This window comes from Salinisphaera sp. (assembly GCF_002729955.1).
In the GTDB taxonomy this organism is placed as follows: domain Bacteria; phylum Pseudomonadota; class Gammaproteobacteria; order Nevskiales; family Salinisphaeraceae; genus Salinisphaera.
The window spans coordinates 1-16,108 of sequence record NZ_PBYA01000008.1; the positions used below are offsets into that span (position 1 = coordinate 1).

Below are 16,108 nucleotides of genomic sequence, written 5' to 3' on the forward strand. Positions count from 1 at the left end.
GATCGTGATCAGCGACCAGGGCCCGGGCGTGCCCGAGCAGGAACGCAGCGCGATCTTCGACGCCTTCTACCAGGGCACGAACAGCAAGACCCACGCCCGCGGCGCGCTGCGCGGCACCGGCATCGGCCTGTCCGTGGTGCGCGAATGCGTACAGGCCCACGGCGGGCGTATCGATGTCACCGATGCGCCCGGCGGCGGTGCCCAGTTCACAGTGGAGATCCCCGATCGCCATGCCGTTTGAAGTACGCAGCACCTGGATCGCGATTGCGCTATGCGCCACGGCTGCGACGATGGGTGGCTGCACGACCGACCAACCCGCCTCGGCGCTGGCCGATCGGGTCGAAACCTCGCCCGCCATGCCGCTGGCCAACGAGCGTGATCCGGTACTCGATCTGCTCGATTATGCGGCTCAACTGCGTCAGGCCACGCCCGAAGCACGCGCCCGAGCGGTCAGCCTGGCCCGCGAAGAAGTCGACAACCGCGCGGATGCACATAGCTACGCGCATCTCGCCCTGGCCTTCGGGACCCCCGGCCAGCGCCGCTATACGCCCGACGAGGCCGCCCGCTATGCCCAGCGCGCGCTCAGTGCCGACAATGCCCACTGGAGCCCGGCGGCCGTTCAATACCTGAGCGACCTCGCGCGTCTCTACACTGAAAGTGTCAGCAACACGGCAGGCGGCGGGCCGGCCGCCGACATCGAGGCTGCGGCGACGTCCGCCAACAAACCGCTTTCGCCCTCAGCGCAGGACCCCGGCTCCCAGCAACGCGCCCATATTCGCGAACTCGAGCGCGAACTCCATGATGCCCGCCGCAAATTGCGGGAACTGGCGGAAATCGAGACGCGTCTCGGCGAGTCCACACCTTAAATGGCGCGCGGCGGCAAGATCCTGCTGGTCGACGACGACCCCAGCCTGCGCCGGCTGCTCGCGCTGCGTCTGGAAGGCGCCGGACATCATGTCGAAACCGCGGAAAGCGGTTTGGCCGCACTGCGTGCACTGGATAATTACGGCGCGGATTGCGTAATCACCGATCTGCGCATGGACGAGATGGACGGCATGGCCCTGCTCGAACGCCTGAGCCATGCCCATCCCAACCTGCCGGTCATCCTGCTGACCGCCCACGGCACCATCCCCGAGGCCGTGGCGGCCACCCAGGGCGGCGCGCTGGATTTTCTGTCCAAGCCGGTGGACAAGGATGTGCTGCTGGCACGCGTCGACCAGGCGCTGGAACAAACCGGCGTCGGCAGTGAGGACTGGCAACAGATCTGGCGTTCGCGCATCGTCACCCGCTCGCCGTTGATGCACCGTCTGCTCGACGAAGCCAAGCTGGTCGCGGCGAGCGACACCAGCGTGCTGGTCACCGGCGAATCGGGCACCGGCAAGGAAGTGCTTGCCCGGGCACTCCACGATGCCAGCCCGCGCTCTCGTGCCCCGTTCGTGGCGATCAACTGCGGCGCCATGCCCGAACAACTGCTCGAATCGGAGCTGTTCGGTCACGAAAAAGGCGCCTTCACCGACGCCAAGCAGGCCCAGCAGGGCCTGTTCCGGAGTGCAGAAGGCGGCACCGTCTTCCTCGACGAAATCGGTGATATGCCGATGACGCTGCAGGTCAAGCTGCTGCGCGTACTCCAGGAACGCGAGGTGCGTCCGGTCGGCTCGGCACGATCACTGCCGGTCAACGTGCGCGTGATATCGGCCACCCACCGCGATCTGGGCCGTGCGATCGAGCAACAGGGCTTTCGCGAAGATCTGTACTACCGTCTGGCCGTCGTCACCCTCGCCTTGCCAGCCCTGCGCGAACGCCCGGAAGACGTGGCGCCACTGGCTCGCCATTTTCTGGAAACGATCGCCAGCCGCTCCGGGCGACGCACCCGCGTTTATTCCCCGGACGCCATGGAAGCGCTGTGTCGCCACCACTGGCCCGGCAACATCCGACAGCTGTCCAACGTGGTCGAACAGAACGTGGCCCTGACCCGCGGCCACGTCATCTCCGCCCAGGCGGTGGACAAGGCGCTGGCCGGCCACAGCGGCCGCTCGGACGCCGCGGCCGCGCTACAACCACTCGCCGAAGCCCGGGATGCCTTCGTACGGGACTATCTCGTACAGCTGCTGCGCATCACCGAGGGCAACGTCGCACGCAGCGCACGTCTGGCCAAGCGCAACCGCACCGAGTTCTACAAGCTCCTGGGCCGCCACGCCATCGACCCCAACGACTACAAGGGCCAGAGCGAGCACTAGCGCGGCCTGGCTGTTGATGCGCCGCGTTGTCTTACAGCGACACGCCCTGGCGCCAGCGTTGCCCTGAGGCGACATTCCACAGCAGCCGAGCACGCGTGCGTGTCGCTTATTGGCGACATTAAAAAACCAATATTTACATGCACTTAAAAATACATGCCGGATAGCGTCGCCGGCTGGCAACAGTCTTTGTCGTCCATGGCCTGCCGATGCCGGCACGAGCGCAGGCGGCGCCACCAAAAGCTTCTTAAACTATTGATAAATATTGATTTTTAATAACTGGCACGGCGGTTGCTCTAGGTGTACTCAGAAACGCATCGCAGTTGATCAGTCATGAAGAAGCGCTATGCAGTTATTGCCGGTATCGCGATCGCCATTCCCTTCGGAACGGCGCTGTCGATAAGCCAGGCGACGGCCGCTGAAACGGCTTCGGCCTCCTGGGCGACGATGGACGCGGACGCGGATGGTTCGCTCTCGCCCGAAGAAGTCGCGGGTACGCCCTGGGAAGCCAAGTTCGACGAAATGGACAAGAACGGCGACGGCAAGGTCGACAAGGATGAGTTCCAGCGCTACATGAAGGACATGCAGTCTTCACAGGATAGCGAAGAGCAGTAACAAGGAGTTTTCGGCAGCAGCGCTGCCAACAGTTTTCGCCTGGTCGGGCTGGCGTCTCCCCGGTCCCCCCCTCGTGCCTCGGCGTGGTTCGGCTCGGCACAGGCGAAATTAAATCGATACGCGTACGCAGATGGCGGCGTGTATGACAGTTTTCGCTTGGTCGGGTCGGCGTCTTCCCGGTCCCCCCTCGTGCCTCGACGTGGTACGGCCCGGCCAAAGCGAAATCTACAACGGCCATCGCCAGATTGATGGCCTACGCTTTCGCCAGGGTCGGGTCGGCGTCTCCCGGTCCCCCCTCGTGCCTCGACGTGGTACGGCCCGGCCTCGGCGAACTTTACAACGGCTCATCGCCACAACGATGGCCTACGCTTTCGCCAGGGCCGGGTCGGCGTCTCCCGGTCCCCCCTCGTGCCTCGACGTGGTACGGCCCGGCCTCGGCGAACTTTCTCCCCGGAGATAAAAAAACCGCAGTCGATGCGGTTTTTTTATGGGCGCTTTCAGCGCGCCGATCGTCAGCCGGCCAACGCCTCCAGAAGGCGGGCATGGATGCCGCCGAAACCGCCATTGCTCATCACGACCACGCTGTCGTCTGGCGCCGCCATGGCCGCGATGGCTGTAACCAGCGTATCCAGATCGCTGCAGCGGGTAACGCCTTCGCCCAACCCGGCAAAGACCTCGGCCGCGTTCCAGTCCAGGTCCGCGTCATAGACGAATACGTGGTCGGCATCGGCAAAGCTGGCGGCGAGGGTCTCGGCGTGCACGCCGCGGCGCATGGTGTTGGAGCGCGGCTCGAACACCGCGAGTACCCGCCCCTTCTCGTGGCCTGCGCGCAGGCCGGCCAGGGTGGTCCGGATCGCGGTCGGGTGATGGGCGAAATCGTCGAACACACGAATGCCGCGAGGCGTACCACGCAATTCCATACGGCGTTTCACGCCGGAAAAACAGGCCAGCGCCTCGATGGCCTGGCCTGGCACGACACCCACATGCCGGGCCGCCGCGATGGCCGCAAGCGCGTTGGCTGCGTTATGCGCGCCCGTGAGCCGCCAATTCAGCTCACCGACATCGTGGCCTTCATGTCGAACGCGAAGACGGCTCGCATCCGCTGACAGCGGCTCGTATTGCCAGTCGGCGTCGGCATCGGCAAAGCCCGTCGTCGGCGTCCAGCAGCCGCGCGCAAGCACGTCGTCGAGCGCGGAATCAGCGGCGTTGTGCACGATCTGGCCGCCCGCGGGCACCGTACGCACCAGATGATGGAACTGGCGCTTTATGGCTTCCAGATCATCGAATATGTCGGCGTGATCGAACTCGAGGTTGTTGAGCACCAGCGTACGCGGACGGTAGTGCACGAACTTCGAACGCTTGTCGAAAAAGGCCGTGTCGTACTCGTCGGCCTCGACCACGAAGAAGTCGCTTTCGCCCATTGCGGCCGACTGGCCGAGATCGGCCGCGATACCGCCGATCAGATACCCCGGCGCCATGCCGGCATGTTCGAGGATATGCGCGAGCATGCTCGCCGTCGTGGTCTTGCCATGGGTGCCGGCCACGGCCAGCACCCAGCGCGATCGCAGGACGTTCTCGGCCAGCCATTGCGGCCCGGAGATATAGTCCAGACCGGCATCGAGGGTGTATTCCACCGCCGGGTTGCCGCGGCTCATCGCATTGCCGACGATCACCTGGTCGGGGGCAGGCTTGAGGTGATGCGCCGCATAGCCGTCCATCACATCGATACCGGCCTCGGCCAGCTGGGTGCTCATGGGCGGGTAGAGCCCGGCATCGGAGCCGGTCACGGTATGCCCGGCCGCCCGCGCCAGCAGCGCGACACCGGCCATGAAGGTGCCGCCGATGCCAAGAATATGGACATGCATTGAGAAAACCTCGGATCGAAAAACTAACCCAGCAACGAGAACACGAGCAGCAGCAGCACTTCGAAGGCGATGGTCGCGCCCACGCCCAGCCACAGACTGGCATCGAGGGCGTTGCGATAGACATGGCTATAGATCGCCAGCCCCCAGAAGCCCATGGCCACATATGACAGGGTGACGAAGGTGGGCGGCATGTCCACGGCCTGCGGATCGCTCGCCTGGCCCAGCGCCGTCAGATAAGGCGCCATCGCATGGGTGGGCGCGAGCATGATCAGGGTGAGCGTGGCCCCCGAGGCAAACAACGCGGTCGCGGTCTGATTGAAGCGGTTGGGCAGTTGACGGATACGCAGCACAGTGCGCACATACAGGGCCAGCAATGCGGTTGCCAGCAGCGCCTGCAGCGCGGCCGCGGGCGCCGGCATCAACAGGCCGACCTGCAGAAACAACAAGATACAATAGGCCGCAGCACAGCCGATGAGCGTCGTCGAGTCCCCGGGCATATCCTGGGGGCCACGCCGCAGCAGCATTAATTCGATCACCCGCCGCGCAAAAACCATGGATAAGACATCCTTATGAAGCTTGTCAGAGCACAGGGCATGATACCGAAGCCACCCGAGCACGTCGTCACGATCACCGATGGCGCGGCGCTCGCCGACTTCGCCGCGCGCATGCGAAAGCGCGACTGGATCGCCGTGGATACCGAATTCCTGCGCGAGAGCACGTACTACCCGAAGCTGTGTCTGGTGCAGATCGCCGACGCCGAGGAAGTCGGACTCATCGATGTAATCGCGCTCGACGATCTCGAACCGCTGGCCGCCCTGCTCGCCGATACCAACGTACTCAAAGTGTTTCATTCCGCCGAGCAGGATCTGGAAGTGCTCTACCAGCGCTTCGGCGCCCTGCCCGCACCGCTGTTCGATACCCAGGTCGCTGCGCCCCTGCTCGGCCTCGACGACCAGATGGGCTATGCCCGCCTGATCGATGCCCTGCTGAATATCGACCTGCCCAAGGCCCATACCCGCACCGACTGGAGCAAACGCCCGCTGCCCGACGGCGCGCTGGACTATGCGGCCGACGACGTACGCTATCTGGCGGTGGCCTATCACGTCATCGGCCAGAAACTGGTCGAACACGAGCGCGAAGCCTGGCTGGCCGAGGACTTTGAACGCATGATCGACACGCAACGCTTTGATGTGGACACGACGCAGGCCTGGCGGCGTATCAAGAGCTGGCATCGGCTCAAGCCAGCCCAGCAACAGGCCCTGGCGGTAATCGCCGACTGGCGCGAACGTGAAGCCATGGCCAGCGACCGCCCACGCCGCTGGATTCTTGCCGATGATGCAGTGATCGAACTGGCCAAACGCCGGCCCCGGGATACCGAGGCCATGGGCGAGATCCGGGCGCTGCCTGCCAAGACCCGGGCCCGCCATGGCGAGACGCTTCTCGCCTGCCTGCAGGAGGCCGCCGAACGCCCGGCCGAGCCGATCGCTCCGCTACCAACACCCCCGAGCGACGAAGAAAAACGCCTCATCAAGATCGGTATGGATACGCTGGCCGAGCGCGCCGAAAGCCACGATATCGCCGCCTCGGCGTTGGCGAGCCGCAAGGAAATCGCCGCACTGGTTGCCGGCGAGCGCGAGCTGCGCCTGCTCGGCGGCTGGCGCGCGGGCGTTGCCGGCGAGGCCGTACTCGCGGCCATAAAAAACGCCGAAGCCGCATCCGGCTCCGGCGTATCGGGTTCCTAGAATGCCTTGCGGTCAGCCGGCCGGCAGGGCGGCCTTGATACGGGCATAGATCTCGTCGACTTCGCCCACACCGGCCACCGCCGTAAGCAGACCCTTGTCTTCGTAGAACTTGACCAGCGGCTGGGTCTGTTCCTGATAGACCTTGAGCCGATTGCGAATGGTTTCTTCGTTGTCGTCGGCCCGGCCGCGCGCCATGAGCCGCTGCACGATCTCTTCGTTGTCGACCTTGATATGGACCACGCCCTGGAGCGGGCGATCCATCTCAGCCAGCAGTTCGTCCAGCGCCTTGGCCTGATCGAGGCTGCGCGGAAAACCATCCAGGATGAAGCCGTTCTCGGTGTCGTTCTCGGCCAGGCGCTCGCGAATCATGCCGACCACGATATCGTCGGAGACCAGCTCGCCGGCATCCATCGCCGACTTGGCCTTCTTGCCGAGTTCGGTCTCGTTGGCTACCGCGCTGCGTAGCAGATCGCCGGTGGAAATCTGCGGTACGCCGAATTCGGCGACCAGCTTTTCACTCTGAGTTCCCTTGCCCGACCCCGGGGCACCCAGCAGGACGATTTTCAGCATGATTTCTCCGCGCACGGCTTGGCGTTGTCACAACCAGAAGGTAGAGCGTTCGGCGCACACAAACCCGAGCACGCGCACGAACGAACGGCCGACGTTAATGATTCGCCTTGGGCAAGTCAATTTTCGAGACCCGCGACTCTCAAGTATGCTTTGCGGCGCATCTGATCAGCCAGGATGAACCCATGACCCGAAAGAATGCCTTCTATGCCCAGAGCGGCGGTGTGACTGCCGTCATCAACGCCTCGGCCGCCGGCGTTATCGAAGCCGCGCGCGAACACAGCGACAAGATCGGCACCGTTTATGCCGGGCGCGACGGTATCGTTGGCGCGCTCACCGAGGATCTCATCGATACCTCGGCCGAATCCGCCGGTGCGATCGCCGCACTCAAGCACACCCCGGCCGGCGCCTTCGGGTCGGCGCGCTACAAGCTCAAGGGCCTGGAAGAAAATCGTGCCCAGTACGAACGCCTGATCGAGGTCTTCAAGGCCCACGATATCGGCTATTTCTTCTACAACGGCGGCGGCGATTCGGCGGATACCTGTCTCAAGATCAGCCAGCTGTCGGAAAAGATGGGCTACCCGATCCAGGCGATCCACGTGCCCAAGACCATGGACAACGACCTGCCGCATACCGACTGCTCGCCCGGCTTCGGCAGCGTGGCCAAATACACCGCGGTCTCCATTCGCGAGGCCGGTTTCGACCTGGCCAGCATGTGCAAGACCTCGACCAAGGTGTTCATCCTGGAAGTCATGGGCCGACATGCCGGCTGGACCGCGGCCGCGGGCGGCCTGGCCAGCGAAGCCGAGGGCCAGGATCCGCACGTACTGCTGTTCCCCGAAATCGCCTTCGACGAGGAAAAATTCCTGGCCAAGGTCGATGACACGGTCAAGCGCCACGGCTATTGCACCATCGTGGCTTCCGAGGGCGTACGCAACGCCGACGGCGAGTTCCTCTCCGACGCGGGCAGCACCGATGCCTTCGGCCACAAGCAGCTTGGCGGCATGGCGCCGACGCTGGCCGAGCTGATCAAGAACAAGCTCGGCTACAAATACCACTATGCGATCGCCGACTATCTCATGCGCGCGGCACGCCATATCGCCTCCCAGACCGACGTGGAACAGGCCTATGCCGTGGGCCGCGCCGCGGTGGAATACGCGGTGGCCGGCAAGTCGGGGATCATGGTCTCGATCGTGCGCGAATCCGACGAGCCCTATCGCTGGACCATCGGCGAAGCGCCGCTGGATGAAGTGGCCAACGTCGAGAAGATGATGCCGCGCGAATTCATCAGCGAAGACGGCTTTCATATCACCGAAGCCGCCCGGCGCTATCTCAAGCCGTTGATCGCCGGCGAATCCTATCCGCCCTATGCCGACGGGCTGCCGCAGTACGCACGCCTGAAGAACGTCGCCGTGGGAAAGAAGCTCAGCGAGGGGTTCGAGGTCTGAAACCACTCGGCGGCAAGTCATCGGTTACAATCGGTCGCCACAAATTCGATTATTCACCTTCGCAAGGGGTCTGCAATGGGCTTTGAAGCCATTACACCGGGCAAGAAAGCACCGGACGAAGTCAACGTCGTTATCGAGATCGTGGAAGGCTCGAGCTCGGTCAAGTACGAAGTCGACAAGGACACCAACTGTCTCATGGTCGACCGCTTCATGAACGTGGCCATGCACTACCCGGCCAACTACGGTTTCGTGCCGCAGACGCTGTACGACGACGGCGACCCGGTCGACGTGCTGGTGCTCACCCCCGAGCCGATCGTACCCGGCTGCGTGATCAAGGCACGTCCGGTGGCCGTACTCGGCACCGAGGACGAATCCGGCCTGGATGCCAAGATTCTGTGCGTGCCCACCGACAAGATCGCCACCGACTATTACAAGGACATCAAGGATCTGGGCGACGTCGACGAGCGCCTGAAAAACAAGATCCAGCACTTCTTCGAGCATTACAAGGATCACGAAGAAGGCAAGTGGGTGAAGATCACCGGCTGGGAAGGCGCTGAAAAAGCCAAGGCCGAAATCAACAAGTCGATCGAGGCCTACAACAAGGGCTGATCGACCTACGGCCGCTGTCAGTCCCGATGCCTGAAGGCATCGACGGGCTGCACAGACCGAAAAGCCCCCGACCGGTTCGCCGGCGGGGGCTTTTTCGTATGCGCGTTTTGCGCGCCTTCGCGTTCATTTGCGGACAACCTGCCCATCGAGCGCGGCCAACCGAGTTCCATACATAAGAAGGGGCCCGACTAGCGCTCGGTCAGGCGTGGCAGCAGCTCCTGCAGATTACAGGGCCGGGTACGGGCATCGATCTGATCCGCGATGAGCTTGTCCCAGCCGTCGGCACAGGCGCCGGTCGAGCCCGGCAGACAGAAGATGAACGTCGCCTTGGCCACGCCGGCGATCGCGCGCGACTGCAACGTCGACGTGCCGATCGTGTCGTAGGACAGCACCCGGAACATCTCGCCGAAGCCGTCGATACGCCGGTCGAAAAGCACCTCGACCGCCTGCGGGGTGACATCGCGCCCGGTCAGCCCGGTCCCGCCGGTGGTGATGACCACATCCGGCTTTTCGTCCGCGATCCAGCGTGCGACCCGGGCCCGAATTTCGTGCATGTCGTCGGTACAGATGGCCTTTTCGTACAAATGGTGGCCGGCGGCCTCGATCCGATCGACCAGCAGCCGACCCGACTTGTCGCTGGCCTCGGTTCGGGTATCCGATACCGTGAGTACGGCGATATGCAAAGGGACGAATCGATCGCTCATGGCATGTCCTGGCGTGTACCTAAAGGCCGCCCACGATGCCACAAGGCGTTACGGGCATCGGCCGAAGCAAAGAAATGTTGTTTAGTCCGGCCGATGCGCCCGCGACGTTTGAAAACGCCGTCAGACCGGCGAGCCGGCCGAGGATTCATGCCGGGCCGCGGCGCGTCGACGGGCAGCCCCCTCGTCCTCGTCGAGGTCCTGTTCGATGAGGCCGAGCTTGCGCGCACGCCGCTTCCACTGTTCGCGTGCCATCACCCGCATGTCCTCGACCTTGTCGCCCTCGTCCATGATTTCCAGGCCCAGCATGGTTTCGACCACGTCTTCCATGGTCGCCACGCCCACGATATCGCCGTACTCGTCGACCACGACGGTCAGCTGCTGTTGGCGCTCGAGCAGATTGCGAAACAGCCCGTACAGCGACAGGGATTCGGGCACGACCAGCACATCGCGCTGAATCGCCGACAGCGCCGTATCGTGGCGATCGCGGGCGATCTCGCTGAGCACGTCCGAGAGCAGCACGAAGCCGGTGATTTCGTGGCCGTCTTCGGAAAACACCGGCAGGCGCGAAATACGCCGCGTGCCCAGCGTTTCGAACACCTCGGTCACGGTCTGATTTTCGGTAAAGGCCATCATCACCACGCGCGGGGTGAGTACGTCCTTCACCCGCAGCGAGGGAAAGTGCAGCAGATTGCGCAGGATGCGCGATTCCTCGATATCGAATACGCCCTCGGCCTCGCCCTGGTCGGCCATGGCCTGGAACTCGTCGCGCGAGAAGGCCGGGCCGGTGTGCTTGGGGGTAAGCAGCTTGGTGATGACCATCGACAGCGCCACCAGCGGATAGAGCGCCTTGGTCATCCATTGCAGCAACAGCGCCGCCGTTGGCGCGAGCTGTTTCCAGTAGTTCGCACCGAGCGTTTTCGGGATGATTTCGGAAATAACGAGGATCAGCAGCGTGAGCACGATCGAAGTGGCGGTCAGATAGCCGTTACCGAAGACCTGCTGCGACTGCGCGCCCACGCCTGCCGCACCGATGGTGTGGGCGATGGTATTCAGACTCAAAAGCGCCGACAGCGGTCGATCGATATCCGACTTGAGCGAATCCAGGCGCTCGCCGACATGCCCGCCCTCCTTCTGCTTCAGGGCGATATACGAGGGCGTGATCGATAGCAGCACCGCTTCCAGCACCGAGCAAAGAAAGGACACGCCAAGCGCGAGAAGTAGATAGAGAAGAAGTAGCGCCATGTCACCCATACTCGCTCACGCCCTCGCGGCGCGCGCATTGTTTTAGTTGATTTGCCTGCACCCTGCGACACACCGTCGCCGGATTCGTTCTAGTTCGCGGCTATCGTTCAGTCATCCCGGCGCGTATAGTGGGCTATTCGGCCCGGCGCCCGCGCTTTATCGCGGTGTACGCCACGCTCGCCCCCGCGAGCCGGTCGTTGCAGCCCTGCGTTTTCTCGCGGCGCTGCTATCCACGCCATCATGCCATGCGGCAGCGGATGTCTCGTGTTCATGATGTGCCGCAGCCCAATGGAAGACTCTCTATGCCCTTTGATCAACTCGGCCTGGCGCCGTCGCTTCTCGAAGCGGTCGCCGCTGCCGGTTATAGCGAACCCACGCCTATTCAGGCCAAGGCCATTCCGGCCGTACTCGATGGCCAGGACGTACTCGCCGCGGCCCAGACCGGCACCGGCAAGACCGCGGCCTTCACCCTGCCGCTGCTGCACAGACTGGGCGAAAGCCAGGAAAAGAAGCCGCGCGTGCTGGTGCTCGCCCCCACGCGTGAACTGGCAGCCCAGGTCAACGAATCGGTGCGTACCTACGGCAAGTCCGGTGCGATCCGCTCGACCGTGATCTTCGGCGGCGTTGGCTATCAGCCCCAGATCGCCCAGTTCAAGAAAGGCGTCGATATCGTCGTCGCCACCCCCGGCCGCCTGCTCGACCTGCTCCAGGAAGGCCATGCCGACCTGTCGAACATCCAGACCCTGGTGCTCGACGAAGCCGATCGCATGCTCGACATGGGCTTTATCCACGATATCAAGCGCGTGCTCAAGTACGTGCCGGAAAAACGCCAGACGCTGCTGTTCTCGGCGACCTTCTCCAAGGATATCCGTAAGCTCGCCGCCAACCTGCTGCACAAGCCGGTCGAGATCGACGTCGCCCCGCGCAACGCCACCGCCGATCGTATCGACCAGAAGGTCGTAATGGTGGAAAAACCGCGCAAGCGCGCGGTGCTCAGCCACCTGATCAAGGAAAACGGCTGGCATCAGGTGCTGGTGTTCGCCCGTACCAAGCACGGCGCGAATCGCCTGTGCAAGCAGCTCGACAGCGACGGTCTGCCGGCCGCGGCCCTGCACGGCAACAAGAGCCAGAACGCGCGTACCAAGGCGCTCGACGGCTTCAAGAACGGCGATATCCAGGTGCTGGTCGCTACCGATATCGCCGCCCGCGGTATCGATATCGAATCGCTGCCCTATGTGGTGAATTTCGAACTGCCCAATGTCTCGGAAGACTATGTCCATCGTATCGGGCGTACCGGACGTGCCGGTGAAGCCGGCGAAGCCGTGTCGCTGGTGGGCCCCGACGAGCGCAAGCTGCTCAAGGACATCGAAAAGCTCATCGGCAAGCAGATCGAACGCATGACCGTCGAGGGCGTGGACATGCGCGCCGGCGAAAACGACGAGGCCGACGAGCGCCCCGCACGGCGGCCGAACAACGGCGGCGGCAACCGCCCGCCCAAACGCGGCGGCGGTGGCGGCGGCAACAACGCGCCCGGTCGCAATCAGCAGCGGCGGCGCAGCCGCGGCGGCAATCGGGGCGGCAACCGCTCCGGTGGGGGCGGTGGCGGTAACGGCTCCTGAGCCGACCCGTTCGCTGACCCGATTCGGCCCGCCACGCGCGGGCCGATTCATTTCCGGGCCGAATAGCCCGCCTCATTTACAATAGCGCCCATGATCGCTTTCAAAGACCTCACCCTGCGCCGTGGATCGCGCAAGCTGCTGGAAAAAGTCAACGTGCGTTTCCAGCCCGGCCAGCGTATCGGCATCGTGGGCCAGAACGGCACCGGCAAGTCCAGCCTGTTCGCCATGATGCTCGGCGAGCTCTCGCCCGATGCCGGCGAGGCCGAGATTCCGGCGCATCTGGATATTGCCACGGTGCGTCAGCACACCCCGGCCGGCGAACAATCCGCGCTGGATTTCGTGCTCGATGGCGACACCGAACTACGCGCGGTCGAAGCCAAGCTTGCCAAGGCCGAGGCAGAAGTCGACGGCAATGCCATGGCCGAACTGCATGGCCGCATGGCCGAGATCGACGGCTACTCGGCTACCGCCCGGGCGGCTAAGCTGCTGCACGGGCTGGGCTTCGCGCCGGACACCCATCGAGCACCGCTGGATTCGTTTTCCGGCGGCTGGCGCATGCGCCTGAACCTGGCCGCCGCGCTCATGCGCCGCTGCGACCTGCTGCTGCTCGACGAGCCGACCAACCATCTGGATATGGACGCGGTGTTCTGGCTGCAGGAATACCTGGCCAGCCACCCTGCCACGCTGATCATCATTTCGCATGACCGCGATTTTCTCGATGCCCTGATCAGCCATACGCTGCATCTGGAAGGCGGGCGCGCGACGCTCTATACCGGCAACTACTCCGAGTTCGAGAGCATGCGCGCCGAGGCCAAGCTGCAACAGCAGGCCGTCTACGAAAACCAGCAGAAAAAGCTCGCCCAACTCCAGGATTTCGTCGACCGCTTTCGGGCGAAGGCAACCAAGGCGCGCCAGGCCCAGAGCAAGCTCAAGCAGATGGAGCGCATGGAAAAAGTCGAGGCGGCGCACTGGGATACGCCGTTCTCCTTCAATTTCCGCACCCCCGACCGCCTGCCCGAGACCCTGCTGCGGCTGGACAACGCCGATACCGGCTACGACGGCGTGGCCCTGGTCGGCGGCATCAAGATGCAGATCGTGCCGGGTGACCGGCTGGCAATTCTCGGCCGCAACGGCGCCGGCAAGTCCACGGTCATGAAGCTGCTCGCCGGGGAGATGGCCCCGATCAGCGGCGACGTCCAGCACGACAAATACACCCGCGTGGGCTATTTCGCCCAGCACCAGCTGGAAGTGCTCGACGACAACGCCAGTGCCGCCACCCACCTGCAACGCCAGGCGCCGCGCGCCTCCGAACAGGAGATCCGCGACTTTCTCGGCGGCTTCGATTTCCACGGCGACAAGGCCCTGGAGCCCATCGCCCCCTTCTCGGGCGGCGAAAAGGCCCGCCTTGCGCTCGCCCTGGTGGTTTACGACAAGCCCAATCTGCTCCTGCTCGACGAGCCGACCAACCATCTCGATCTGGACATGCGCCACGCCCTGGAAACCGCGCTCGCCGGCTATACCGGTGCGGTGATCATGATCGCCCATGATCGTCACCTTATCGATGCCACCTGCGACCAGCTCTGGCGCGTCGACGACGGCACGCTCATGCCCTTCGACGGCGATCTGGACGACTATGCCAAGTGGCTGACCCGCCAGAACGCCGCCCGCGAAGGCAGCGACAAGCCCAAAAAGGCCACCACGCCCGGCGGCAGTGGCGCGGATGCCCGTCGCGATGCCGCCGCCCAGCGGGAACGCGAAAAGCCCCTGCGCCGCGCGCTCAAGCAGGCCGAGTCCGATATGGCCAAGTTCGAGGAAAAGATCGCCGCCATCGAAAAGGAAATGGCCAAGCCCAGCGTCTACGGCAACAAGACCGAGATTGCACGCCTGTCGCAGGAACAGGGCAAGCTGCGCAAACAGCTCGACAAGGCCGAGGCGCAATGGATGGAAAACGCCGAGGCACTGGAACAGGCCCAGGCCACCTCCTGAGCGTTTGCAACCAACGCCGCCCAACGAGTAGCCGATGAGCACGCCCACCTATTTCTGGCACGACTACGAAACCTTCGGCGCCGACCCGCGTCGTGACAAGCCGGCCCAGTTCGCCGGCATTCGTACCGATATGGACTTCAACATCGTCGGCGAGCCGGTGGTGCTCTACTGCCAACCGCCGGCAGATATGCTCGGCCATCCCGAAGCCACGCTGATTACCGGCATCACCCCCCAGATCGCACTCGAGCGCGGCGTGCCCGAGCCCGAATTCATCGAAACCATCGTCGCCGAAATGGCCGTGCCCAGCACCTGCAGCGTGGGCTACAACAGCCTGGCCTTCGATGACGAAGTCACCCGCCACACGCTCTGGCGCAACTTCTTCGACCCGTACGGCCGCGAATGGCAGAACGGCTGCTCGCGCTGGGACATCATCAACATGGTGCGCCTGGCCTATGCCCTGCGCCCCGACGGCATCGAATGGCCGCAGCGCGAAGACGGCGCGCCGAGCTTCAAGCTCGAACATCTGGCCACGGCCAATAATCTGGTTCAGGAACGTGCGCATGACGCGTTATCCGATGTGCATGCCACCATCGGCCTGGCGAAACTCGTCCGCGACAAACAGCCCAAGCTGTTCGACTATGTCGTGAACAATCGCGACAAGCACAGCGCGCGCAAGATGCTGGACATGGACACGCGCAAACCGGCGCTGCATGTGTCGTCCAAGTTTCCGGCAGCCAACGGTTGTCTGTCGCCGGTCATGCCGATTGCGGCGCATCCGAGCAACAAGAACTGCGTGATCGTCTACGATCTGCGCGTCGACCCGGCGCCGTTGCTGGAACTGCCGCCAGACGAGATATTCGAGCGTATCTTCACGCCCGCGGCCGATCTGCCGGAAGACACGCCGCGCGTCGCGCTCAAGGGCGTACACCTGAACAAATGCCCGGTGCTTGCGCCGTTCGAAATGATGCGCGACAGCGAGGCCGAGCGGCTGCATCTGGATATCAACCAGTGCCGACGCCACTGGAAAGCCATTCACGACCGGCTCGCCGAGGTTGAAGCCAAGGCGACAGCGGTATTCGAGGCCCACGCCTTCGAGCCCGACGGCGACGCCGAAGCCGCGCTCTACGATGGTTTTGTGGGCGATGCCGACCGCAAGCTGGCCGACCAGGTGCGTCGTACCTCGGCCGCCGATCTGGCAGACGGCGCGATCGTGTTCGCGGACAACCGCCTCAACGAGCTGCTGTTTCGCTATCGCGCCCGGCATTTCCCGCAAACGCTGGTCGACGCCGAACGCGACGACTGGAACAACTGGCTATCCAAACGACTGGAGTTCGCGCCGGACGGCGGCCTGACGCTGGACGACTACGACGAACTCATCGCCCAGCTCATGGAACGGGTCAAGGGCGAGCCGGCCCAACTGCAGCTGCTGCTCGATCTCAAGGCCTGGAGCGCGAAACTGCGGCAACGGCTATAGCGA

General features: G+C 63.9%; 15 protein-coding genes. 10 read left to right on the plus strand and 5 right to left on the minus strand.

The window, feature by feature from the left end; all coding sequences use genetic code 11:
• The 4 genes from CMN27_RS02180 to CMN27_RS02195 all read left to right on the plus strand — a co-directional run.
• The coding region (locus tag CMN27_RS02180; RefSeq protein ID WP_293623765.1) for an ATP-binding protein at window positions 1-241 on the plus strand (241 nt) is incomplete at its 5' end.
• Window positions 231-866 carry a hypothetical protein gene (locus CMN27_RS02185; protein ID WP_293623766.1) on the plus strand — a complete coding sequence of 212 codons (636 nt, stop codon included), beginning with the start codon at window positions 231-233 and terminating at the stop codon, window positions 864-866. The genes CMN27_RS02180 and CMN27_RS02185, both read left to right, overlap by 11 nt.
• Window positions 867-2,237 carry a sigma 54-interacting transcriptional regulator gene (locus tag CMN27_RS02190; RefSeq protein WP_293623767.1) on the plus strand — a complete coding sequence of 457 codons (1,371 nt, stop codon included), beginning with the start codon at window positions 867-869 and terminating at the stop codon, window positions 2,235-2,237.
• Between the two features lie 330 nt (window positions 2,238-2,567).
• Entirely contained in the window at window positions 2,568-2,849 is a 282-nt protein-coding gene (locus CMN27_RS02195; RefSeq protein WP_293623768.1) for a hypothetical protein, read from the plus strand.
• Window positions 2,850-3,361: 512 nt separating this feature from the next.
• On the opposite strand, the gene mpl is transcribed toward CMN27_RS02195, so the two are convergent.
• Window positions 3,362-4,714 (minus strand): UDP-N-acetylmuramate:L-alanyl-gamma-D-glutamyl-meso-diaminopimelate ligase, encoded by a 1,353-nt coding sequence (mpl, locus tag CMN27_RS02200; RefSeq protein ID WP_293623769.1) that lies wholly within the window; start codon window positions 4,712-4,714, stop codon window positions 3,362-3,364.
• Window positions 4,715-4,737: 23 nt separating this feature from the next.
• The gene (locus CMN27_RS02205) at window positions 4,738-5,268 is read right to left on the minus strand and encodes a hypothetical protein (RefSeq protein ID WP_293623770.1); all 531 of its coding nucleotides are present in this window, start codon (window positions 5,266-5,268) and stop codon (window positions 4,738-4,740) included.
• Window positions 5,269-5,307: 39 nt separating this feature from the next.
• Between CMN27_RS02205 and rnd the strand changes: the two genes are divergently transcribed.
• Window positions 5,308-6,456 (plus strand): ribonuclease D, encoded by a 1,149-nt coding sequence (gene rnd, locus CMN27_RS02210; protein ID WP_293623771.1) that lies wholly within the window; start codon window positions 5,308-5,310, stop codon window positions 6,454-6,456.
• Between the two features lie 12 nt (window positions 6,457-6,468).
• Here the strand turns inward: rnd and CMN27_RS02215 are convergent, their stop codons facing one another.
• Entirely contained in the window at window positions 6,469-7,026 is a 558-nt protein-coding gene (locus CMN27_RS02215; protein WP_293623772.1) for an adenylate kinase, read from the minus strand.
• Between the two features lie 182 nt (window positions 7,027-7,208).
• On the opposite strand from CMN27_RS02215, the gene CMN27_RS02220 reads away from it, so the two are divergent.
• A complete protein-coding gene (locus CMN27_RS02220; RefSeq protein WP_293623773.1) occupies window positions 7,209-8,471 on the plus strand; it encodes a 6-phosphofructokinase in 1,263 nt (420 codons plus the stop codon).
• 75 nt (window positions 8,472-8,546) lie between these two features.
• Entirely contained in the window at window positions 8,547-9,080 is a 534-nt protein-coding gene (gene ppa / locus CMN27_RS02225; protein ID WP_293623774.1) for an inorganic diphosphatase, read from the plus strand.
• A 188-nt stretch (window positions 9,081-9,268) separates the two neighbouring features.
• On the opposite strand, the gene moaB is transcribed toward ppa, so the two are convergent.
• On the minus strand, window positions 9,269-9,784 hold the full coding sequence (moaB, locus tag CMN27_RS02230; protein ID WP_293623775.1) for a molybdenum cofactor biosynthesis protein B: 516 nt from the start codon (window positions 9,782-9,784) through the stop codon (window positions 9,269-9,271).
• Between the two features lie 120 nt (window positions 9,785-9,904).
• On the minus strand, window positions 9,905-11,026 hold the full coding sequence (locus tag CMN27_RS02235; protein WP_293623776.1) for a CNNM domain-containing protein: 1,122 nt from the start codon (window positions 11,024-11,026) through the stop codon (window positions 9,905-9,907).
• Window positions 11,027-11,328: 302 nt separating this feature from the next.
• On the opposite strand from CMN27_RS02235, the gene CMN27_RS02240 reads away from it, so the two are divergent.
• The 3 genes from CMN27_RS02240 to sbcB all read left to right on the plus strand — a co-directional run bounded on the left by CMN27_RS02240 (window position 11,329) and on the right by sbcB (window position 16,105).
• On the plus strand, window positions 11,329-12,645 hold the full coding sequence (locus CMN27_RS02240) for a DEAD/DEAH box helicase (RefSeq protein WP_293623777.1): 1,317 nt from the start codon (window positions 11,329-11,331) through the stop codon (window positions 12,643-12,645).
• A gap of 90 nt (window positions 12,646-12,735) precedes the next feature.
• Window positions 12,736-14,631: an ATP-binding cassette domain-containing protein gene (locus CMN27_RS02245; RefSeq protein ID WP_293623778.1), complete on the plus strand. Its 1,896-nt coding sequence runs from the start codon at window positions 12,736-12,738 to the stop codon at window positions 14,629-14,631.
• A 34-nt stretch (window positions 14,632-14,665) separates the two neighbouring features.
• Window positions 14,666-16,105, plus strand: a complete 1,440-nt coding sequence (sbcB, locus tag CMN27_RS02250) for an exodeoxyribonuclease I (protein WP_293623779.1) — start codon at window positions 14,666-14,668, stop codon at window positions 16,103-16,105.
• Window positions 16,106-16,108: the final 3 nt, after the last annotated feature.

Coding starts and splice junctions, on each gene's coding strand:
- CMN27_RS02185 (WP_293623766.1), top strand. CDS start 231: ATGCCGTTTGAAGTACGCAGCACCTGGATCGCGATTGCGCTATGCGCC.
- ppa (WP_293623774.1), top strand. CDS start 8,547: ATGGGCTTTGAAGCCATTACACCGGGCAAGAAAGCACCGGACGAAGTC.
- CMN27_RS02240 (WP_293623777.1), top strand. CDS start 11,329: ATGCCCTTTGATCAACTCGGCCTGGCGCCGTCGCTTCTCGAAGCGGTC.
- rnd (WP_293623771.1), top strand. CDS start 5,308: ATGATACCGAAGCCACCCGAGCACGTCGTCACGATCACCGATGGCGCG.
- CMN27_RS02235 (WP_293623776.1), bottom strand. CDS start 11,026: ATGGCGCTACTTCTTCTCTATCTACTTCTCGCGCTTGGCGTGTCCTTT.
- CMN27_RS02190 (WP_293623767.1), top strand. CDS start 867: ATGGCGCGCGGCGGCAAGATCCTGCTGGTCGACGACGACCCCAGCCTG.
- mpl (WP_293623769.1), bottom strand. CDS start 4,714: ATGCATGTCCATATTCTTGGCATCGGCGGCACCTTCATGGCCGGTGTC.
- sbcB (WP_293623779.1), top strand. CDS start 14,666: ATGAGCACGCCCACCTATTTCTGGCACGACTACGAAACCTTCGGCGCC.
- CMN27_RS02195 (WP_293623768.1), top strand. CDS start 2,568: ATGAAGAAGCGCTATGCAGTTATTGCCGGTATCGCGATCGCCATTCCC.
- CMN27_RS02215 (WP_293623772.1), bottom strand. CDS start 7,026: ATGCTGAAAATCGTCCTGCTGGGTGCCCCGGGGTCGGGCAAGGGAACT.
- moaB (WP_293623775.1), bottom strand. CDS start 9,784: ATGAGCGATCGATTCGTCCCTTTGCATATCGCCGTACTCACGGTATCG.
- CMN27_RS02245 (WP_293623778.1), top strand. CDS start 12,736: ATGATCGCTTTCAAAGACCTCACCCTGCGCCGTGGATCGCGCAAGCTG.
- CMN27_RS02205 (WP_293623770.1), bottom strand. CDS start 5,268: ATGGTTTTTGCGCGGCGGGTGATCGAATTAATGCTGCTGCGGCGTGGC.
- CMN27_RS02220 (WP_293623773.1), top strand. CDS start 7,209: ATGACCCGAAAGAATGCCTTCTATGCCCAGAGCGGCGGTGTGACTGCC.